Annotated in this window: 17 protein-coding genes; 6 read left to right on the top strand and 11 right to left on the bottom strand. The window is 70.5% G+C overall.

The annotated features are described in order from the left end of the window. Positions 1-253: 253 nt before the first annotated feature. Both H4W30_RS02925 and H4W30_RS02920 read right to left on the bottom strand, forming a co-directional pair. Positions 254-1,291, bottom strand: a complete 1,038-nt coding sequence (locus tag H4W30_RS02925; RefSeq protein WP_192741360.1) for an ion channel — start codon at positions 1,289-1,291, stop codon at positions 254-256. A 188-nt stretch (positions 1,292-1,479) separates the two neighbouring features. Beyond that, positions 1,480-2,337, bottom strand: coding sequence for an SDR family oxidoreductase (locus tag H4W30_RS02920; protein ID WP_192741359.1), 858 nt, complete (start codon positions 2,335-2,337; stop codon positions 1,480-1,482). 90 nt (positions 2,338-2,427) lie between these two features. Here H4W30_RS02920 and H4W30_RS02915 point away from each other — a divergent pair, with 90 nt between their 5' ends. Next, positions 2,428-2,829 carry a winged helix-turn-helix transcriptional regulator gene (locus H4W30_RS02915; RefSeq protein ID WP_378233729.1) on the top strand — a complete coding sequence of 134 codons (402 nt, stop codon included), beginning with the start codon at positions 2,428-2,430 and terminating at the stop codon, positions 2,827-2,829. A gap of 493 nt (positions 2,830-3,322) precedes the next feature. Continuing rightward, positions 3,323-4,567: a hypothetical protein gene (locus tag H4W30_RS02910; protein WP_192741358.1), complete on the top strand. Its 1,245-nt coding sequence runs from the start codon at positions 3,323-3,325 to the stop codon at positions 4,565-4,567. Positions 4,568-4,621: 54 nt separating this feature from the next. Here the strand turns inward: H4W30_RS02910 and H4W30_RS02905 are convergent, their stop codons facing one another. Both H4W30_RS02905 and H4W30_RS02900 read right to left on the bottom strand, forming a co-directional pair. Then, positions 4,622-5,434 (bottom strand): class I SAM-dependent methyltransferase, encoded by an 813-nt coding sequence (locus tag H4W30_RS02905; protein WP_192741357.1) that lies wholly within the window; start codon positions 5,432-5,434, stop codon positions 4,622-4,624. A 96-nt stretch (positions 5,435-5,530) separates the two neighbouring features. Then, positions 5,531-6,103, bottom strand: coding sequence for a helix-turn-helix transcriptional regulator (locus tag H4W30_RS02900; protein WP_192741356.1), 573 nt, complete (start codon positions 6,101-6,103; stop codon positions 5,531-5,533). A 76-nt stretch (positions 6,104-6,179) separates the two neighbouring features. Here H4W30_RS02900 and H4W30_RS02895 point away from each other — a divergent pair, with 76 nt between their 5' ends. Together H4W30_RS02895 and H4W30_RS02890 are read left to right on the top strand one after the other, a co-directional pair. After that, positions 6,180-7,724 carry a DHA2 family efflux MFS transporter permease subunit gene (locus tag H4W30_RS02895; RefSeq protein WP_192741355.1) on the top strand — a complete coding sequence of 515 codons (1,545 nt, stop codon included), beginning with the start codon at positions 6,180-6,182 and terminating at the stop codon, positions 7,722-7,724. Between the two features lie 65 nt (positions 7,725-7,789). Beyond that, on the top strand, positions 7,790-8,557 hold the full coding sequence (locus H4W30_RS02890; protein WP_192741354.1) for an AfsR/SARP family transcriptional regulator: 768 nt from the start codon (positions 7,790-7,792) through the stop codon (positions 8,555-8,557). A gap of 59 nt (positions 8,558-8,616) precedes the next feature. On the opposite strand, the gene H4W30_RS02885 is transcribed toward H4W30_RS02890, so the two are convergent. Genes H4W30_RS02885 through H4W30_RS02875 form a run of 3 tightly spaced genes read right to left on the bottom strand, consistent with a single transcriptional unit; the run spans position 8,617 to position 10,513 of the window. Next, positions 8,617-9,345 (bottom strand): hypothetical protein, encoded by a 729-nt coding sequence (locus H4W30_RS02885; RefSeq protein WP_192741353.1) that lies wholly within the window; start codon positions 9,343-9,345, stop codon positions 8,617-8,619. A 35-nt stretch (positions 9,346-9,380) separates the two neighbouring features. After that, positions 9,381-9,773: a hypothetical protein gene (locus H4W30_RS02880; RefSeq protein WP_192741352.1), complete on the bottom strand. Its 393-nt coding sequence runs from the start codon at positions 9,771-9,773 to the stop codon at positions 9,381-9,383. 5 nt (positions 9,774-9,778) lie between these two features. After that, positions 9,779-10,513: a hypothetical protein gene (locus H4W30_RS02875; protein WP_192741351.1), complete on the bottom strand. Its 735-nt coding sequence runs from the start codon at positions 10,511-10,513 to the stop codon at positions 9,779-9,781. 127 nt (positions 10,514-10,640) lie between these two features. On the opposite strand from H4W30_RS02875, the gene H4W30_RS02870 reads away from it, so the two are divergent. Both H4W30_RS02870 and H4W30_RS02865 read left to right on the top strand, forming a co-directional pair. Then, the gene (locus H4W30_RS02870; protein WP_192741350.1) at positions 10,641-11,861 is read left to right on the top strand and encodes a serine/threonine protein kinase; all 1,221 of its coding nucleotides are present in this window, start codon (positions 10,641-10,643) and stop codon (positions 11,859-11,861) included. A 56-nt stretch (positions 11,862-11,917) separates the two neighbouring features. Continuing rightward, positions 11,918-13,129 (top strand): serine/threonine protein kinase, encoded by a 1,212-nt coding sequence (locus tag H4W30_RS02865; RefSeq protein WP_192741349.1) that lies wholly within the window; start codon positions 11,918-11,920, stop codon positions 13,127-13,129. 221 nt (positions 13,130-13,350) lie between these two features. On the opposite strand, the gene H4W30_RS44445 is transcribed toward H4W30_RS02865, so the two are convergent. From H4W30_RS44445 to H4W30_RS44440, 4 genes are read right to left on the bottom strand one after another with little or no spacing between them, the layout of a single operon-like run. Further along, positions 13,351-15,474 carry a transglutaminase family protein gene (locus H4W30_RS44445; protein ID WP_192741348.1) on the bottom strand — a complete coding sequence of 708 codons (2,124 nt, stop codon included), beginning with the start codon at positions 15,472-15,474 and terminating at the stop codon, positions 13,351-13,353. Continuing rightward, on the bottom strand, positions 15,471-16,643 hold the full coding sequence (locus tag H4W30_RS02855) for a DUF58 domain-containing protein (protein WP_192741347.1): 1,173 nt from the start codon (positions 16,641-16,643) through the stop codon (positions 15,471-15,473). Before H4W30_RS02855 ends, H4W30_RS44445 begins: the two co-directional genes overlap by 4 nt. A 5-nt stretch (positions 16,644-16,648) precedes the next feature. Continuing rightward, positions 16,649-17,602, bottom strand: coding sequence for an AAA family ATPase (locus H4W30_RS02850; protein WP_192741346.1), 954 nt, complete (start codon positions 17,600-17,602; stop codon positions 16,649-16,651). A 22-nt stretch (positions 17,603-17,624) separates the two neighbouring features. Beyond that, positions 17,625-19,727: a fibronectin type III domain-containing protein gene (locus H4W30_RS44440; RefSeq protein ID WP_192741345.1), complete on the bottom strand. Its 2,103-nt coding sequence runs from the start codon at positions 19,725-19,727 to the stop codon at positions 17,625-17,627. Positions 19,728-19,754: the final 27 nt, after the last annotated feature.

Raw genomic sequence — 19,754 nt, 5'->3', positions numbered from 1 at the left:
GTCAGTTCACCGTCACGGTCTCGATCACCGGCTGCGAAAGCCGAGCGTGACGGTGCCCGGAGTCGTGAAGGTGACCTGCTCGGTGCCCTCGATGTACCAGTACCCACCGACCGGGATCTCCGTCGGATTGATCAGCGGGTCGAACTTGATCTCGGAAGACGGGCACGGGCACCCCGCGGGTCACGGTGGCAGGCGCGGAGCGCAGCGTCTTCCAAAGTGCGATCGGCCCAGGTGTCCCTCGCCGGACCTGAGGTCAGCGGCCGAGGCCTCGCAGGGCGGTCTCGATCTCCGCGTCGGCGAGGCGCCGGGGGCTGACGTAGTAGAGCACCGAGCCGGCCGGGAGATCGCCGTCCCACGAAGGATTGACCACCAGGTCGTCGCCGGTCCGTGCGGCCAGGACCGTGGCGCCGAAAGCGCGTCCCAGCGCCATCCGGCATTTCTCGGTGCTCAGCGATCCCAGCGACTCGGGCAAGGTCACCGAGTACGTCGCCGCTCCGCCCGCCGTCATCAGCTCGGAGTAGACCTCGGCGATCCCCGGTGAGGTCAGTTCTTCCGTGACCATCCGCGGCGTGTGCCACTGCACGCACTTGATCCGCGGATCGACGTAGCGGACCAGCTCGGTTTTCTCCATGTCCCGCAACGTCACCACGACATGCGCCGACCGGTTCGCGTGGTCCACGGTCACCGCGACCGCCAAGGCCTCGTTGTCGTCGCGCATGTCGACCAGGATGGTGCCCGCCTTCGCGACGGCGGCACGGGCGAGCACTTCGGCCGCGGTCGGGTCGCCACGGACGAAGTCCACCGGCTGCGACGGCATGGGGTGCACCTGCACTTCGTCGCTCGCGCAGAGGACGAGCCCGGTCACGCCGTCGGCGATGAGCTGGGCGACGATGCGCTCGGTGCGGCCCGGCGTGTAGCCGATCAGGAGCGTGTGCCCGCTCGCCCGTACGGCTTCCATCCCCTGCATCCGCCGTCCCTTCGCCTGTTCGAGCCTGGAAGCGAGCTTGGTGAACACCGTGGTGAGCGTCGCGATCCCGCCGATGATGACATAGGCCCCGACGAAATGGCCCGCGGTGGTCTCCGGCGAGAAGTCGCCGTATCCGACCGTCGCGGCCGTGACCACGAAGTACCACCAGTAGTTCCCCGCCTGGACGAGCTCACTGCCCGCGGGCTCGGCCAGCGTCATCAGCGGCCAGCTGGTCGCGAAGACGAAGACGACCACGACGACCGGAAGCATCCAGCCCTGCTGCAACACCCAGCGGGTCAGCAGCCGCGCCAAGACGAACGACACCCCGCCTCCTCACCGGCCGCGACCGTGAACTCACTCGAACCCCGCTCCACCTGGCCGCGGGTTCCGATACCAGACCACACCGTTCCCACCGGCGCAACGGACGTTACCCGACCGCTATGGCGGATATCGTCGAATGGGAAAAGGTGTCTGAAAAGGACAGTCCAATGGCGACGCTTCGCGGGGTCGTGTCAGTCCTTGAGCGCGAGGGCGATCGAGTCGGCGATCGGCGTGGTGGGCCTGCCGATCAGACGGCCGAGATCGCCGCCGGTGCCCGCCAGTTCGCCTTTTTCGATGGCCAGCTCCACCCCGGTCAGGGTCGCGGCGAGCGGCGCGGGGAGCCCGGCGTGATCGGTCAGGATCTCGGAGAAAGCCTCGGCCGAGACGGATTTGTAGGCGATTTCGCGGCCGGTCTGCTTGCCGAGTTCGGCCGCGAACTCGGCGAAGCCCCATGCGGTGTCGCCACTGAGCTCGTAGGTCTTGTTCTCGTGGCCTTCACCGGTGAGCACGGCGACCGCGGCGGCCGCGTAGTCGGCCCGGGCAGCGGAGGCGATGCGCCCGTCGCCGGCGGCCTGGGTGACGGTGGAGGACTGGAGTACCGGGGCGAGCCGCTCGGTGTAGTTCTCGTTGTACCAGCCATTACGCAGGAACACGTACGGCAGACCGGATTCGAGGATCGCGGCCTCGGTGTCCCGGTGGTCGTCCGCGAGCGCGGCGGTCAGAGCGCCGGGCGCGCTGGTGTACGCGAACAGGGCGATTCCGGCCGCACTCGCGGCGTCGAGGACGATCTTGTGCTGCCCGACGCGGCCCTTGTCGAACTCGTTGCCGGAAATGAGGAGCACCTTGTCGCCCGCCGTGAACAGGCCGTCGAAGCTCTCCGGGTCGTTGTAGTCGGCGATGGCGACCCGGACTCCCCGGGCCGCGAACCCGGCGGCCTTCTCCCGGCTGCGGGCGACGGCGGTGATCTGCTCGGCCGGAACCTTCTCCAGCAAGCCCTCGATGACGAAACGGCCAAGGCTTCCGGTGGCGCCGGTGACGACGATGCTCATGCTCGTACTTCTCCTTCTGGATCGCTGTGGCCTAACCTTGAGGCCCCGCTCACCGCTTGGGAAGTACCCACCTTGGAGTAAGGTACTGATATGGACGTAAGTGGAATGACGCTGGTGGACCGCGTCCGGCTCGCCGGCGGCGACACGATGTGCCCGCAACGCCTGGTCCTCGAACACGTCACGAGCCGCTGGGGCACGCTCGTCCTGATAGCCCTGCTGGATCGCCCGTACCGCTTCAACGAGCTGCGACGGCAGATCGGCAAGGTCAGCGAGAAGATGCTCGCCCAGACACTGCAGACCCTGGAACGCGACGGCCTGGTCCACCGCGACGCCAAACCGGTGATCCCGCCCCGGGTGGACTACTCCCTCACCGAACTCGGCAGAGAAGCCGCCGACCAGGTGAACGGCCTCGCCCGCTGGACTGAGCAGCGGATGACCGCCGTCGAGAAGGCACGAGAGGTCTACGACGCCACGAAGGCGGAACTCGGCTGACCGCATCCAGGCCTGCCGCGGCTATGGTGCGGCGAGCCAGGCCGCGTGCACTCCGGTGGCACCGCCGATATCGAGCACACGTTGGGGTCCGGCAGGCAGATGGCGACGTACGATCTCTTGTCCGTACGAACTCCAGGCGGCCGGAGGCCCCGGTGAGTCGCGTTCCCTCGTCGGCCGCCCGATAGTGCTCGACGATCTCGTGCGGTAGCTCCATCACCTCACGAACGCTACGGTCGAGCGCCGGTCGGCGCACCGCGATTTCAGGCCGGCTACGGAGTTCCGGGCGCATGGAGCCGGGAGATCGGCCCGGTCGGCGATTCCGTCGGTCGATGCGCAGGGTTCGACTCGATGTACCGAGAATGTATGTCCGCTGAACCGGCCGGCTTCAGAGTTGCCCTGTCACGGGCCGATCGAGAGGCGGGACCGAGGAACGCCGGGCAGGTCGCTTTCGCCCTCCACTCGCCGTTCGTGCACTCGAGAGGAGAGGAGCATCGTGAAAACCACGGGAAGTTCCGCCGGCAGGACAGCGCTCTACGCCGTGTCGGGTGGCGCGCTGTCCGCCTTTTTCGCCCTCGCTGGAGCCCAGCAGGCGGAAGCCGCCCCACAGCCGCCGCCCCCGCCCGCGAAGAAGGCGGAGGCGGACAAGCAAGTCGCGAACCGGAAGGCCGTGGATGCCGAGCCGTCGGGGCGGAACGAGCAGACCGGCAAACGTGAACGCCAGACGCGGGCGGTGAAAAAGGCGGAGAGCGACAAGAAGGTCGCGGAGCGCAAGGCCGTAGACGCCGGGCCATCCGGCCGCAACGAACAAACCGGCAAACACGAACGCCAAACCCAAGCCAACAAAAAGAAAACCGAAGACGACAAAAAGGCCGCCGAACGCAAAGCCATAGACGCCGGACCATCCGGCCGCAACGAACAAACCGGCAAACACGAACGCCAAACCCAAGCCAACAAAATCCGCAAGGCGGCCGACCAAGCACGCCGGGACGAAGCCATGCGTGATCTGCAGCGGACAGCGCCCGGGCGGGCCGATTACGCGGCCTCGCAACGGGGTGGCGCACCGGGGACAGGACAGGCCCGCCAGCTGAGGGACGCGCGTGAGCGTGCGGAGGAGGCTCGCGCCGCCGCGGCGCGCCCCGCTGGATCGACTCGCGCGTGGGAGATCAGGCAGCAGCAGGCCCGCGCCGCCGACGCCGAGGTCCAGCGGCTCGAACGCCGGAAGCCGGCAGGCGGTGCCGGCCCGCAAGGCGTCCCGAACGGATGGCAGCGAGCGGCCGAGGACACCGGGCGGGTGGCCAACGATGCCCTGCAGAAAATGCGGGAAGACTATTCCCACGAGGTGAAGGGCTTGCTCTCCGCGGCCGCCACCGCCGGCGAGGCCCCTGGCGCCATCAAGGAGCGCGAGGCGAAGACCCAGCGGAAACTCCAAGGCCGGGTCGATCCGGACCTGAGCAAGAAGGTCGGCTTCCTCCGGAACATGGGCAAGGCCGGCGGTATCGTCGGGGGCACGCTGGGCGCGATCTACGATATTCGCGAGGGGAAGGATCCGGCGCAGGCAACGGTTTCCTCGGTTCTCGGCACCGTCGCCGGCGGCGCCTTCGGGGGCATGGTGGCCGGGGCCGTCGGTGGACCGCCCGGCATCGTCGCGGGCTTGGTCGGCGGCGCGGCCGCCGGCCTGGTGACCAGCGGCGCGGTCGACGCGACGTGGGAATACTTCGCAGGCAAGGAAGAAAAGTAGCGCCTCCGGCCCGGATCGGTCCGTCATCGGCGAGAAGTGCCGGTGACGGACCGATCATCGGCGTGCGGCCCAGACGGCGCGTTCGGTGCGCACCATCAAATCGTCGCGCCGCATGATGCCGTCGGAGTCGAGTAGCCGGTCGAGCGCCGCGAGATCCTCCGGGGAAAGCGTTTCGGCGGCGGCACCGCGGACGCGCCGCAGGATTCCGAGCGCGTAGCGGCCGATCGCGTCGCTAGTGGCGCCTTGGATGTTCACCGTGACGGTGCGCTCGCCCTCGACCGTGAATCCGGCCGCGGTCAGCATCGGGCCCCAGTCGGCGCCGCGATGGGTCGGGTGCCCGGCGTGGCGGCGATCGGCCGCGGCGTGCACGCGTTCCTCCAGGCCTGGCGCGTCCTCGGGAGCGTTTTCGGGCAGGAACCGGGGCTGCCCGGCCAGCTCGACGACGGCGAACAGACCGTCGGGAGCGAGCACGTCGTGGACGGCTCGCAGGGCTCGGTCGGGGTGGGCCATGTGGTGCATGGAGGCCGAAGCCCACACCAGGTCCGGTGAGCCGAGCTCGGGCCACGCGGTGTCGTCGAGGTCCGCGTGCACGGTGTGCACGCGCTCTTCGACGCCCCGTGCGCACGCCTTCTCGCGGACGCGCTGGAGGTGGGCGACGGAGGCGTCGACGGCGGTGACGTGCGCGTCGGGGAAGCGGTCGATGAGCGCGAAGGTGCCCGCACCCGTGCCGCAGCCCAGATCCACGATCCGACGTGGCGGCGTCTTCAGCGGCAGCCACGCGGTGATGGCGGCCGTGTGCTCGGCGAGAATCTCGGCATCCAGGTCGAGGATCTCCGTCAGGTCTGCGTGGTGGTGGGCGTGGTTCATGACTTCACCGTAGAGCGAGTATGCGCCTAAGGCACATTCTATCCCGGTTTACGCAAGACAAAGGCGCCTGCCGCTGCCCGAGACGCAAGACGCGGCTCATTCGAGGTCGTTCTCCTGCTGGTGGCCGCGACGCGCGTCTCGGTCGTAGATGCCGAGGATGTCGCACGGGCCGCCCTCGGCGCCGATCGCGTGCGGCATCATCGTGGGGAACTCGGCGGCCTGGTTGGTCTCGACGCGGATGCGGCGGTGGCCGAGCATGAGCACCGCGGTGCCGGACAGGACGACGAGCCATTCGCGTCCCGGGTGCGCGCGCATCCGCGCCGGGTTCTCGGGCGGCGGCTCGGTCACGCGGTGCCGCACCACGGTCATGTCGGGATCGCCCTTGATGGTCCAGCGCATCCGGCCGTGGGCGCCGTCGATCGACGGGCTGGAGACCACGTCGTCCGTCGCGGTCTCCACGAGCTGGTCCAGCGTGGTGTCGAGCGCACGGGCGAGCGTCACCAGCTGGTCCAGCGCGAGCCGGCGCTGCCCGTTCTCGATCCGGCTCAGTGACGACTGACTGAGGTGCGCGCGGGCGGCCAATTCCTCCAGAGACCAGCCCTGCGCCACTCGCAGAGCCCGGATGCGCTTGCGCACGAGGCTGTCCAGATCGTCATCTTCTTGCGTCATGAGCAAGATTGTATGCCTTGCTCGCAAGAGACGGTTAGCTTCGGCCTCGACTCGACCTGCCGTCCGAAGGGAATCCATGAGTACGAACCAGCTCGCCCCCGCCGCGGAAGCCGATGGAGGGGCGACACCGGACGCACGCCGGCTGCGCGCGATCCTGATCTCCGTCTCGATCGCGCTGATGGCGGTCATCGCCTCGGTGTCCGGACTGAACGTCGCGCAAACCCAGCTGGCCGTGGAGTTCGGCGCCTCGCAGACCACGATCCTCTGGATCATCAACATCTACACGCTCGCGCTCGCCGCGCTGCTGCTGCCGCTCGGTGCCGTCAGCGACCGGCTCGGCCGCAAACCCATGCTGATCACCGGACTCGTCGTCTTCGGCGTGGCCACCGTGGCCGCGGGGCTGGCTCCGTCGGCGGGGGTCATGCTCGCCGCGCGGGTGACCAGCGGCGTCGGCGCCGCGATGATCATGCCCATCACGCTGGCCGTCATCACCTCCACCTTCCCCGAAGACCGGCGGGGCAAGGCGATCGGTGTCTGGACCGGCGTGGCCGGAGGTGGCGGGATCCTGGGCATGTTCCTCTCCGCGCTCCTGGTCGACGTCGCCGACTGGCGCTGGCTGTTCGTCCTGCCCGCCCTTCTGACGGTCGCGGCGCTGGTCACGACGCTGACCTCGGTGCCCAACTCGCGCGAGACCTCGGCTCACCGCTTCGACACCGTCGGCGCGCTCGTCTCCGTCATAGCCGTGGCCGCTCTCATCTTCGTGCTGCAGGAGGGTCCCGAACGCGGGTGGGCCTCCCCCGCGACGCTGATCAGCCTCGCCGTCGGGGTCGTCGCCGCGATCTGTTTCGTGGTCTGGGAACTGCGCCGCCGCGATGCCTCGCTCCTGGACGTGCGCCTGTTCCGGGAGCGCGGCCTGGCAGGTGGCTCGATCACGCTCCTGGTGGTGTTCGGCGTCCAAGCGGGTATCGCCGTGGTGCTGTTCCCGTTCTTCCAGGCGGTGCTCGGCTGGTCGGGCCTGCTGTCCACGGCGGCCCTGATGCCGATGGCCGTCGCGATGATGCTGACCTCCGGGCTGGCTCCCAAGCTCGCCGCGCGGATCGGCTCCCGCTCGACCATGGCCACGGGGATCGCGCTGGCCGCCGCCGGCCTGGTGTCGATGGCCGTGCTCGTCTCCGTCGACGGCGGCTACCCGGCGATCCTGCCCGGCATGATCGCCATGGGTGTCGGCATGGGCCTGTCGATGGCGCCGTCCACCGAGGCCATCACCGCTTCCCTGCCACGGGCGAAGCAGGGCGTCGCCTCGGCCCTGAACGACGTCACCCGCGAGTTCGGTACCGCGCTCGGCGTCGCCCTGCTCGGAGCGCTCGTGGCCACCGGCTACCGCGGCGCGATCGACGGCCGGTTGACCGGCATCCCCCAGGGAGCCGCGGACGACGCCCGCGAGGGTGTCGCCAACGCCGTCGCGGCGGCGGAGAACGCCGGCCCGCGCGCACAGGAGCTGATCCACGCCGCCCAACAGTCCTTTGTGGACGGCTGGCAGCAGGCCATGTGGGCGGGCGCCGCCGTGCTGGGGGTCCTGTTCGCCTACGTCGCCGCCCGTGGCCCCCGGAGACTGTCATGAAATCCTAATACCGTGTCGGGCACGCTGTCCGCTGACAGCACAAGCACGCCACGGGGGGACATCCGATGCTCTTCCAGCTCCTCGGACCGATCGAGGTCACCGTACCCGGCCGGCCGCCGCTCGCGATCAAACCGGGCAAGCCGACCACCGTGCTGACCGCGCTGCTGCTCGACCGCGGCAAGTGGGTCGGCGTCGACCGGCTGATCGACGCGGCCTGGCACGGCCGGGCCGCGCCGGCGTCGGCCGGGGGCAACCTGAAGTCCTACATCTGCGGGCTGCGCCACGCACTGGCACCCGCGGCGGACAGGACACGCATCGAGAGCAGGCCCGGCGCGTACCGGATCGTCGTCGACCGCGAGGACACCGACGTCGACCACATCGGCCGCGACTTCGCCGAAGGCCGCGAGGCGCTCCGCGAAGGCGATCACGAGCGGGCGGCCAAGCTGCTCACCGGCGCGCTGGACCTGTGGCGCGGCACGCCGTTCGAGGGCCTGCGGACCCCGGACGCCCTCGCGGAAATCGCCAGGCTGGAACGTCTGCACACGCAGATCCGCGAGGATCTCGCCGAAGCCCACCACGCGCTGGGCAGGCACCTCGACGCGGTCTCGCTCCTGCACGGCCTGATCGACGAGGACCCGCTGCGCGAGCACGCGTGGGCGAAGCTGGTGATGGTGCTGAACGAAACCGGTCAGCGCAGCGAAGCACTCGCCGCGTTCCGCCGCGCCCGCGCGATCATCGTGCGGGAGCTCGGGGTCGAACCGGGAGCCGCCCTCACCGACGCTCACCGGACCGCGTTGCTGGGCCACGCCACCGGATACCGTCAGGCCGCCTGATCCCCACCTCGTGAGCGGCGATTCGGGACCGATCCCGAATCGCCGCTCACTGGTTCGTGCTATTTGACCGTGACCGTGGCGCTGGACCAGGACGAGCCGTCCGGGCTGGACGTCGTGACCGTCCGGGTCTGGCCCGGCTTCAGGCCCTTGCTGTCCACCGATACGTGCCCGGGCTTGGTCTGCTTCCGGCTCTCGCTGTTCTTCCCCTTGTCCTTGCTGTGCTTGTGCTTCTCGGCCTTGAGCTTCTTCAGCTCGCTCTTCGCCTTGTCCAGCTCGCTCTTGGCCTTCTTGACCTCGTCGCCGGCCTTGTCGACCAGCTTCTTGGCCGTGTCCAGCGAGCCGTTGGCCTTGGCGACCGACTCGATGATCTTCTTCGTGCTTTCCCGTACGACGGGAGCGGGCTTCTCGACCACGATCACGTGGGGCCGGAGCTCGGCGCGGCTGTCCTTGGTGACGGCCGCCTTGACCACCGGGAGCCGCGTCTTCTGACGTTCCACCTTCTTCACCGTCACCGCGGCGGGCTTGATCTTGGCCACCTGCTTGACCGGAACCGGTTTCGCGGCCGGAGCCGCGGGGAGCGGCGCGACCTGCTGGACGAGCGGGTTGACGGGGGCGGCCTGCTGCTGCTGCGGGGCGGCGGCCGGTTTCGGCGCGGTGGCCGCGGCCGGGGCGGGAGTGGCGGACGCGGTCGCTTCGTCGGCCCCGTCGAAGGCGCCGAAGGTCCACGCTCCGACGGCGGCGGTCGTCAGGCCCGCGACGCCGAGCACGCCTGCACGCTTGATGTTCATGGAATACCTCGATTTCCTGTTGCCCGCCGTGACGTTCACAGCTGGGATTCGTCTTCGTGACGGCGTTCGTAGAACTCTTCGGCCAGGGAGCGGCCCATCAGGCCGCCGAAGATCCCGGCGGCCACGCCGACGGCGATGCCGACGGGCGTGGCGATGACCAGTCCGGTGGTCACCCCGAAGACCAGTGACGCGGTCCCACCGCCGAAGCCGGTGACCGCGCTCTTGCTGAGCGGCTTGTCCTCGTGTTCCAGGTAATAGTCGTACTCGACTCGTTCTTCGTCTTCGGTGTCCGGAGTGGACGGTCGCTGGTTCAGCCACGCCTCCTCCGGGATCACCAGATACCGGGGCTGCGGGGCACGGGGGACGGAGAACTTCCGGAAGGCCGCCCACAGCGACAGTGCCGGTCGTTCGGCGAGGTTCGTGGCCATGGCGTTCAGTCCCGGTCGCCGGTCATGATCTTGACCGGCTTGTCGTGGTCCTTCATCTTCTTGGCGCTCTCCCGGAGCTTCTTCAGCTCGCCTTTGGCCTTCTTCAGGTCGTCCTTGGCCTTGTCCAGCACCTTGCCCGCCCGTTCCACCGCTTCGTTCGCGGTGTCGACGGCCTTGGCCTTGTCCCGCAGCTGCTCCCGGACCGTGCGCGGAGCCGTCTCGGCGACCGCGGCGCGGACGACGAACTTCTTCTCCGGGAGGACGTTCGCCAGTTTCGGCACGGCCGTCTTCACCACGCGTGGTTTGACGACCGCCGCCTTCTTCACCACCGGTACCGGGTGAGCCACCTTCTTGACCGGCTGCGCGGCCTTCACCGTGCGCTGCACCGGAACGGCCTGCTTGACGACCGGGGCCACGGATACCTTCGCCGGCACGACTGGGGCCACGGGCACCTTCGCCGGCACGACGGGGGCCACCACCGCCGACGGCGGGGTCGCCTTCCGCGGCGCGGGCGGTTCGGCCCGGGGGTCGGCCTTGGGCTGGGGTGCCGTCTGCTTCGGCGGCGCCGGCTCCAGAGCCTGGACCTGCTGCGGTTTGGCCGCCTGCGCGGTGTCCTGTACCGGTTTCTCGTCGGGCCGGTCGTCCAGCATGGCGTTCGCGGTGGTGGCGCCGATGGCCGCGGTGGCGAGACCGGCGACGCCGTAGACGGCCGCCCGCCGGAGATTGTTCTTCTGCTTCATCCGTCCCACCTCGCTTGTTCCGTGGCGTCGCTGCTGAGAAGCAGCGTGGCGCGGGGCGGTTCAGCGCCGGTACATCGGCGGTTCATCCGCACTCCCGCGATCGCGTTCTCCGCATTACTCTGCGGATATGCGACCGGAGGACGGGGAAGCGCTCGGCAGCGGATCGGCCGGTGCCGTCTTCGCCCTGCCGTCGGACGAAGGCGACGTCGCGGTCAAGGTGTTCCCCGGCAGGCTGTACGAGCGCACCCGCCTCCGGCTGGAACACGAACTGGAGCGGCTTTCCGCGCTGGACGGGCAGATCCTCGTACCCGGCGCCATCGAGGAACTGCCTGACGGCCGGTGCGCGCTCCGCAGCGAACTCTGCACCCGGTCACTGCTCGATCTGGTCGAGAGCACCGGCCCGCTGTCGGTCTCGGACACCCTCGTCCTCGGCTCCGCGATCGCGTCGACGCTCGCGAGAGCGCACGAAGCCGGGATCGTCCACGGCAGGCTCACCCCCGCCAACGTGCTGTTCCGCGCGTCGGGTGAACCCGTGATCAACGATTTCGAACGCACCCTGCGCCCGGTTTTCGTCCGGGATCCGGACCACGGAAGCGATTTCCTCGCCCCGGAAGGCCCCCACGGCGAAGGCGCGGATCTCTACGGGCTCGGCGCCGTGCTCCATTTCGCGCTGACCGGCCTGCCGCCCGGGCCGGACCGGCCGGAGCTGCACCGGGTCGACGCGCCGATCGATCTCCTCTCCCTCACCGAGAACCTCCTCGCCGAAGACCCGGATTCCCGGCCTGCCGGGATGGCCGTGGTCGAAGAGATCCTCATCGCGCTGACCCCGGAACCGTCCACTGTGGACGAAGAAGCGCCGGTCGTGGTGTCACGAGGGATCCAGGGATATCCGCTCCTGACCATCGGACCGGAACCGGCGCCGGCACCCGAGCCCCGCAAGAGGTCCGCCTGGCCGGTGCTCGCCATCGGCGCGGCCACCGTGCTCGCGACCGCGGCCTGGTTCCTCATCCCCGGTTCGCCGGAACCGGTGCCTCAGGCTCAGGCACAGCCCAGCCTGGCGAAGACGAGCACGAACCCGAAACCCGCACCGCGGGTGGAACTGGACGCACCGATCGACCACGGCTCGATGGTCGAGCTGACCTGGCGGGCACCGGCGGGGTTCGACTCGGCCGTCGTCGTCGCGGACGGCACCGGCGAGGCCAAGACCACGATCGTCCGCCAGCAGCGGACGATGAAGATCCCCGTCGACCCTGGCCGGAAGTACTGCTTCCTCGTCCAGATCACCGACGGCGGTGACGTGCAGGAGAGCGCGCCGCGTCCCATCCGGGGCGCGGTCTGCCGGAAGTGAACCGGCCCTGTTGTACCGTGGAGGGGTCCACGGTGGAGAGGGGATCCGGCCGTCGTATGAGCAGCGCCTCCGCCACCATCGTGCCCGGCCCCGGCGATACGGTGCTCAAGGTGTACCCGGGTTCGCTGGACCGCGAAACCCGGGCGGCGCTGGAACGGGAACAGGCCGCGCTCTCCGGAATCGCGTCGATCCTGCAGGTGGACGAGATCGGCAAGCTCGCCGACGGCCGGACGGCGCTGCGCATGCCGCGCTGCGACCGGTCCCTCGCCACCTTGGCCGAACCCCTGCCGGTCCAGGACGCGCTGATCATCGGCGAAACAGTCGCGCGGGTGCTGGCCGCCGCGCACCGGGCCGGCGTGGTGCACGGTTCGGTGTCGCCCGGAAACGTCCTGATCCGGCACACCGGCGAACCCGTCGTCGCCGACTTCGGAGTGGCGCTCCGGCGGCGGTTCCCGCGTGACCCGCTGCACGGCCTCGAGTTCACCGCCCCGGAGACCGTGCGCGACCAGACCATGGACGAGCGGACCGACCGCTACGGCCTCGGCGCCGTCCTGTACCTCGCGCTGACCGGCGAACCTCCACACAGGACGGTCGTCGGCGAGCAGCCGGGTACTCGCATCCACCGCGTGCTCACCGAGCCCGTCGCACCCATCACCCGGCCGGACGTCCCGGACGAACTCGTGGCGCTCGTCGGCGAACTGCTCGCCAAAGACCCGGAGCGCCGGCCGGAGGACCCGGAAGCCCGGCTGAAGCAGCTGCATCGGAGACTCACGGCGGCCCGGGCCGGCATCCCGCTCGACCTGCCCGCGGAACCGATCCTGGTGCTGGAGCCGTCCCGTCCGGAGCAGCCGCCGCCGGAAGCTGCGGCATCGAAGCGGAAATACGTCATCGCGGCCGCGGTCCTGGCCGGGATCTGCGGCGCCGTCGCCGTTCCGTGGCTCCTGTCCGGCAGCGAGGAGACTCCCTCCGCGCCGCCGCCCACGGCCGCTCCCCCGTCGAGCGGCGTCGCGATCCAGCTGGCCCCGCCCGTCGACCACGAAACCTACGTCGAACTGTCGTGGACGGCGAACGCCGAACTGGACTTCGCGATCATTCTCGCCGAGGAAGGCCGGGCGGAACCGCAGGTGATCTTGACGCAGCGGACCAAGCAGCGCCGGGTCGACGTCCGGCCGGGCCTGCGGTACTGCTTCCAGATCCAGGGCAGCAGCCCGCAGGGCACCTACGAGAGCGCGTTCCAGCCGCTCCGCGGCGCCGTCTGCAAGCACTGAGCCGCACCGCGCGAAGCTCCGCTGAAGGTTGCGAAAGCCACTTTCGCAACTTTCAACGTTGCGAAAGTGGCTTTCGCAACGCGCCTCTCCGGTGGTTTCGCGTGACCAGATGGACGACACAAGTGATCAGACGGACGACACGCGTGATTGGGCGGACGACTCACGTGTCGTCCGTCTGATCACACGTGTCGTCCGTTCAAGCACGCGTGTCGTCCATTCGATCACGCGGCGCGGGGTGGGAACAGGACCCGGACGTTGACCGCCGCCCGCAGCCTCGCCGCCCAAGATCGGCGCCGTAGTCCTTTTCGGACGGTTCGCACCGCGGCCCAGGCCTCGTGGGCGACGTCCGGCGCCATCCCGGACCACAGCGCGGCGTCGACGGATCTCGCCAGCGAGTACAGTCCGTCCACTGTGGACTGATCACCGAAGACGCCGGCGGAGGCGGCCAGATCCCGCACGGTCATCCCGGCGGTCACCCGGAGACCGTGTGCCCGCAGCCGGTCCCTGGCCTCGGCCCAGGCGCCGATCACCGCGTCCCGGCCTTCCTTGCGACGTCGCCGCCAGGCGCGGAACGCGGTCACGCCGGGAACGCCCGCGCCCCACAGCACCAACAGGACCACGAGCCCGGCGGCGGCGATGATCGCCACCGTCCGCCAGTTCCCCGCGCCCGACGCGGTGTCCTCTTCGGATTCCCCGGGTGGCAGCGGCGGGTTCTCCATCTTCTGCACCGGCGGCAGCTGGGTCCGCACCTCCGCCACCGCGGCGGCGATCCCGTTCGCGGCCGCGGTCCCGCTCTGCGCGGCGGCGCCGGACGGGTCGAGAGGAACCCAGCCCACCCTCGCCACGGCGACCTCCGGCCACGCGATGATGTCGGAGTTGCGGACGACGTGCGCGCCGTCGGCCTCGGCCCGTTCCGGCGCGCGGTAGCCGACGACGAGCCGCGCCGGGATTCCCTTCAGTCTGGCCAGCACCACATACGCGGCGGCGAACTGCTCGCTCGTGCCCCGTTTGTCACCGTCGATCAGGAACCGGCGCAGCTGCGGCCAGCCGTGCCCGGTGGGCAGGTCGTCGCCCGTGGCGAGCCGGTGGTTTCCGGCGAGGTACCGCTCCAGCGCGACGGCGGTCTGGAACGACGGCCGCAGGTCGGGCGGCAGCACCCGGTCGGCGAGTTCGCCGATCTCCGGGGGAACCGTGCCGAGACCGCCGAGACCACCCGGGAGCGCGGGATCCGTTCCGGCGCCGATCAGGTCTTCCGGACCGACCTGGGGCTCCCACCAGCCGAGGGTGTACCGGGGCGGTGACGGTTCCGTGGTGACCAGGGTTCCGCGTGTCTCGTCGACGAGCGCGTCGACGCCGGTGACCGACGCGGGCGACGTCTGGCCGGGGAGCCACGGCCCGGACGGAGCCGACATCTCGATCGTGGCCTGGCGCCTGGCAGCCGGGACTTGTTCTCCCGTACGGGGCGGGATCTCCGCGCCCAGTCGGCGGAAACCCCCACTGGGCAACCAGTTCGAGCCGTCGAACTCGTCCAGTACGGCCAGCGGCCAGCGCCGGGAGGCCGGGGTGTCCCCGGTGTAGCGGAACACCTGCGGCGACGGATTCTTGGTCCGGTACGCGATCTCGGACAGCGGGCTCGTGACGGACTCTTCGGCCAGCGGGACCGATTCGTCGTCCTTCAAGGAGTACGCGGGGCGCGCGAGCGGATCGGCCACGGCCAGCGCGAGCGCGCCGACGACGCCGAGCACCACGGCGGGCGCGACCAGCTTCAGCAGCCGGGGCAGCGCGATCCCCCCGCCGCCGACCAGCAGCAGTCCGGCGATCACCGCGTAGCCGATGCCCGTGGCCACCGCGGCGACGCCGGTCACCGCGACGTAGGCCTGGCTCAGCACGAGGACGAGCAGCCCCGGCACGAGCGCCAGCAGTGGCCGGCGCAACCGGTGCAGCAGTTCGATCCCCAGGACGGCGGCGACCAGGACGGCCAGCGGCACGAACGAGATCAGTTCCGGTTCCGGCCGGGCCGGCCAGGTCGTCCGCAGGGTCAGCTGCCAGCCGTCGACGGCCCCGGCGGCGAGCACCGCGAGCGTCTCCCCCGTCGGGATCCCCGCCACCGTCGTTTCCGGCAACGCCGTCTCGATCACCGCGAGCAACCCCGCCAGTACCGCGATCACCGGCCGCCACGGCACGACTTTCGGGAACCGCCTGCCGAGTTCGGTGGCCCCGTAAACGACCAGCACCACCGCGCCGATCGACAGGAGCAGCGCGGTCACCCCGAAGACCGGCGCGAAGAGCAGTCCTCCGATCGCCGCCGCGGCGAGTACGGCGACGTCCGCGATGCGCGGGGTCACGACACCAGCTCGTTCCACCGGTTCACCGCCTCGGCCGCGTCCGCCGCGCTGACCCTGCGGGCGCGGGGGACGCCCTCGACACCGTGCACGCCGAGCCCGTCCATCCCCAGCCCGTGCGTACCCACCCCGAGCACGTACACCGACGAGAAATGCGGCCGGACGACCGCGAGCCCGCGCAGGTCCGGCCCGGCCCTGCCGGTCACGACGACCAGGCAACCACCACGGACTCCCTTGCGGGACAACGAAATCGGGATCATCGGCCGGTCGGCGGCGGGGTCCTGGCCGACCTCGCACAGCACGTCCAGCAGCCGCCTCGCCGCCTGCGCGCCGCCGAAGGTCGTCAGATCCTCGCCGGTCGAGGTGAGCAGGCGGCAGCGGTGCCCGGCCGTCGCCGCCGCGTTCACCAATGACGCCGCCAGCTCGGCGGCCTCCTCGAATTCGTTCTCCGACAACACCTTCGCCCGCGTGTCGAGCAGCAGCGTGAACCGGGGGTGGTCGGGATCGACGTAGTCCCTGACCATCAGCTGCCCCGTCCGGGCCGTGGCCTTCCAGTGCAGGTGACGGACCTCGTCCCCGACGACGTACTCGCGCACGTCCCGCAGATCCGCCGAACCGTGCAGCGAATCGTCGGTCGTCGGCCCGTCGTGATGGTGGCGGGGATGACCGGTCGCGAGCGCGCGCACGGGATGCAGTTTCGGGTAGACCCACAGCGTCGCGGTGTCACCGGCCGGAAGCGGGCGCCGGACCAGGCCGAGCGGATCGGCGCGCTCCAGGATCAACGGACCGACCGTGAATCGCCCGCGCCGCCTCGTCGGCAGTTCGTAATGGTAGGTCGCCTCGCCGCCCGGTGGCAGCGGGCGGACCGTGACGGCCAGTTCGGCGCCGTGTTCGCCGTGCTCCCGCGCCGTGAACCCGGCCTGCCGCCGCGTTCCCGGGTTCCCGACCAGCAGCCGGGCCATCGCCGGGCGTCCGCGTTCGACGCGGTCCGGGAAAACGTCGCGCCGCACCTCGACCCGCGGGCGCCGGATCGCCAGCGCCACCCCGGCGAGCAACGCGCCCACCGCGGCTCCCGCGAGCACGCGCAGCAGTGGGTATCCGGCCACTTCGCCCGCGCCGTACAGCAGCACGGCGGCGACGAGCAGGCCGGTCCCGCGTCCCGTGAGCCGCATCCGGCTCAGACCGCGTTGATCGCGGGCGCGGGCGTCGCCGCCAGCGCCTCGTCGACGACGTCGGCCGCGGACCGCTGGTTGAGCTCGGCGTCGGCGGTGAGCACCAGACGGTGGGCGAGCACCGGTTTCGCGATGAACTTGATGTCGTCCGGCGTCACGTAATTGCGGCCGTCGGTGGCCGCGATCCCTTGCGCCGCACGGACGAGGGCGATGCTCCCGCGCGGGCTCGCGCCGTACCGGACCGCCGCGTGCTCCCGCGTCGCCGAAGCCAGCCGCACCGCGTACGAACAGATCGCGGGATCGAGGTAGGCGTCCCGCACCTGGTCGATGGCACGGCGCAGGGTCTCCAGGTCCACGACCGGTCCCAGCTCGTCCGGGCTGACCCGCGCGCAGTCGCTCATGAGCACCCGGACCTCGGAGTCGTGATCGGGGTAGCCGACGGAGATCCGCATCATGAACCGGTCGAGCTGCGCTTCGGGCAGGCGGTAGGTGCCCTCCATCTCGATCGGGTTCTGCGTGGCGACCACCAGGAACGGATGCGGCACCTCGTGCGGCACCGAATCGACCGTCGCCCGGCGCTCCGACATGACTTCGAGCAACGCGGACTGAGTCTTGGGCGTGCCCCGGTTGATCTCGTCCGCGAGGACGATGTTGGCGAAGATCCCGCCCGGGTGGAACTCGAACTTCTCGTTGTTCTGGTGGTAGACCATCACTCCGGTCACGTCCCCGGGCAGCAGGTCGGGCGTGAACTGGATCCGGTTCCAGCTTCCGCCGATGCTGCGGGCGAGACACCTCGCCAGCGTCGTCTTCCCCAGGCCCGGAACGTCTTCGATCAGCAGGTGTCCCTCGGACAGCAAAGCCGCGATCGCGAGCCGGACGACGTCCGGTTTGCCGCGCAGCACGCGCTGCACGTTCTCGGCGACCGCCTGGTAGACCCCGGTCGCGGCCGGCTGGTTCATCGTGCCCCCTGTTTCGTGCCCGTCATTTCCAGATGATCGTCTTCGTGATCGGCTCGTAGCCGTTGGGATCCAGCGACACGGTGACCTCGTCCCCCTTGGCACCGGGATAGCGGAAGAGGTCCGTGCCGGTGTTGTGCTGGCCGGTGAGCTTGATCGTGAACTCCTCGCGCACGCCGCCGGGTCCGGTGACGACGACGGGGAGCGTGGCGTTCCAGTTCGAGCTCTCGGTGATCGTCCTGGCCACCAGCCGCACCATCCCGTTCCGCTGCGTCACCTCGATATCCGGCCGTCCCTTGGGCGTCGTCGGATCGTCTCCCGCCGGGCCGTTGCCCGCGGCGCTCATCGCCTCGACGTAGAACCGCAGTTCGGTGCCCACCAACAGGAAGTCGGCGACGTACTGCCGCGCCGACGCCGCCACGGTCGCCTCGCCGCAGTCCGGCGGATCGTGCGGCTGGTTGATGCCCTCGCTGTCCGGGCACCAGTAGATCCGGTAGCCGGTGATCGGCGAGCCGTTCGCCGTCGCGGGTGTCCAGGTGATGAGCGCGCCGCCGTTGCCCTGCGGTTGCGCGGCGACGTTCCCGGGGGCGCTCGGCGGCTTCGGTACCGCCGGGGTCACCGGGGCGGAACTGGCACCGGGCCCCGTTCCCGCGCGGTTGATCGCGGCCACGGTGAAGACATACGAGGCGCCGTTCGTCAGCCCATTGATCGTGGCCGTCCGTGCGCCGCCGCCGACCGTGGTCTCGCCGCCGGACCACGTGACCCGGTAGTTGGTCACGGCAGCACCGTTCGCGGCCGCGGCGTTCCACCGCACCGTCGCGGAGCCGTTGCCCGGCGTGGCCGTCACCGACCGCGGCGCGCCCGGTGGGCTCGCCGCGACGGGCGGCGGCTTCTTCGTCGGCTGCGGCACGACGGGCCGGTCCGGCTTACCGGCCGGCGCGGGCGGTGGCTGGGGCTGCGTGACAGGTCCTCGCGTGTCCGGAGGGTTCTGGGGTGGCGGCGGAGCCACCGGTTTCGGATCCTGCGCGGGATCGGGAGCACCGGTCACCGGGACCTCGTTCACCGCGCCGTCGTGCTCCACCACCAGCACGTGGGAACCGTCCACGCCGTCGACGTAGACCCTGGAGTCCTGGCCGCGCACCGGGGGCCTGCCGCCCTCGCCGGGGATCGGTTTCTTGTCCCGCTCCCGGCCGTCGCGGTCGTAGGTGCGCAGTGTCTTGCTGGTGCGGTCGACCACCGCGACGGCGGTCCGCGAGGCGGCGACGCCCGCGTAGTCACCCGGCGGGAGGCCGACGGTCACCGGAGGGGTCTTGGCCTGCGGCGCGGCGTCCACCAGATGCAGCCGCGACCCCTGCGGGTCGAGGATCGCCATCCTGCCCTCGACGTCGTTCGCCGCCGCGACCGCGGTCTCCGGAACCTCGACGCCGAGCTTCACCGGATCCCCGAGGCCGGTGACGGCGACCGTCCGCGCGGTGTCGTCGGTGGTGTCCACGAACATCGCGGTGTCGCCGACGACGGTGAGGGAACCCTTGTGCCCCTGGGGAACCACGAACGGGCAGGACAGCCGCTCCGAACCGGGAGCCAGTTCGCACAGCAGCCCGGTGTCGAGCCGGTGCAGCCAAAGCCGCCCGTCCGGGGTCGCGACCGGGGTCCCCAACGGCCCCCCGGCCTTGACGGTGACGGCGTGCTCGCCGAAGCGGCTCACCGTCCCGGCCGCGCGGTAGACGGCGTACGGTCCGCCTCGGACTTCAAGGGTCACCGGACGCTCGGGAGCGGGCGCGGGATGGCTGCCTTCGACCGACAGGGTCGACTTGCCGAACTCGATGTTCTTCGAAGGGCCGACGACGTATCCCTGCGTCGGACCCTGCACGACCTGGCTGTCCTTGTCCGCGCCAGGGACGCTCACCTCGGCGTCCGCCCGCTTGCCCGCCCCGTCGATGTGGAACGCCTTGCCGAGCACGGAGTTGTAGATCCAGTGCCCGGTCGGCACCACGTCCAGCCCGGGCAGCGGTTTCGAAGCGCCGCCCACGGCGATGCCGACCACCGCGACACAGCCCGCGACGATCAACGCGATCGGAGCCCTTGCCCGCCAGCGCGCCCCGGCGGTCCCCTTACCTGCACGGATCACATCAGGCAGGGTAACCCGTTCGTTCGG

The sequence above is a fragment of the Amycolatopsis roodepoortensis genome (assembly GCF_014873915.1).
GTDB lineage: Bacteria > Actinomycetota > Actinomycetes > Mycobacteriales > Pseudonocardiaceae > Amycolatopsis > Amycolatopsis roodepoortensis.
The sequence above is the reverse complement of the archived record's forward strand: the minus strand, read 5'-3'. Positions and strand labels throughout refer to the sequence as shown.

Coding starts and splice junctions, on each gene's coding strand:
- H4W30_RS02920 (WP_192741359.1), bottom strand. CDS start 2,337: ATGAGCATCGTCGTCACCGGCGCCACCGGAAGCCTTGGCCGTTTCGTC.
- H4W30_RS02915 (WP_378233729.1), top strand. CDS start 2,428: ATGGACGTAAGTGGAATGACGCTGGTGGACCGCGTCCGGCTCGCCGGC.
- H4W30_RS02905 (WP_192741357.1), bottom strand. CDS start 5,434: ATGAACCACGCCCACCACCACGCAGACCTGACGGAGATCCTCGACCTG.
- H4W30_RS02900 (WP_192741356.1), bottom strand. CDS start 6,103: ATGACGCAAGAAGATGACGATCTGGACAGCCTCGTGCGCAAGCGCATC.
- H4W30_RS02895 (WP_192741355.1), top strand. CDS start 6,180: ATGAGTACGAACCAGCTCGCCCCCGCCGCGGAAGCCGATGGAGGGGCG.
- H4W30_RS02890 (WP_192741354.1), top strand. CDS start 7,790: ATGCTCTTCCAGCTCCTCGGACCGATCGAGGTCACCGTACCCGGCCGG.
- H4W30_RS02885 (WP_192741353.1), bottom strand. CDS start 9,345: ATGAACATCAAGCGTGCAGGCGTGCTCGGCGTCGCGGGCCTGACGACC.
- H4W30_RS02880 (WP_192741352.1), bottom strand. CDS start 9,773: ATGGCCACGAACCTCGCCGAACGACCGGCACTGTCGCTGTGGGCGGCC.
- H4W30_RS02875 (WP_192741351.1), bottom strand. CDS start 10,513: ATGAAGCAGAAGAACAATCTCCGGCGGGCGGCCGTCTACGGCGTCGCC.
- H4W30_RS02870 (WP_192741350.1), top strand. CDS start 10,641: ATGCGACCGGAGGACGGGGAAGCGCTCGGCAGCGGATCGGCCGGTGCC.
- H4W30_RS02865 (WP_192741349.1), top strand. CDS start 11,918: ATGAGCAGCGCCTCCGCCACCATCGTGCCCGGCCCCGGCGATACGGTG.
- H4W30_RS02855 (WP_192741347.1), bottom strand. CDS start 16,643: ATGCGGCTCACGGGACGCGGGACCGGCCTGCTCGTCGCCGCCGTGCTG.
- H4W30_RS02850 (WP_192741346.1), bottom strand. CDS start 17,602: ATGAACCAGCCGGCCGCGACCGGGGTCTACCAGGCGGTCGCCGAGAAC.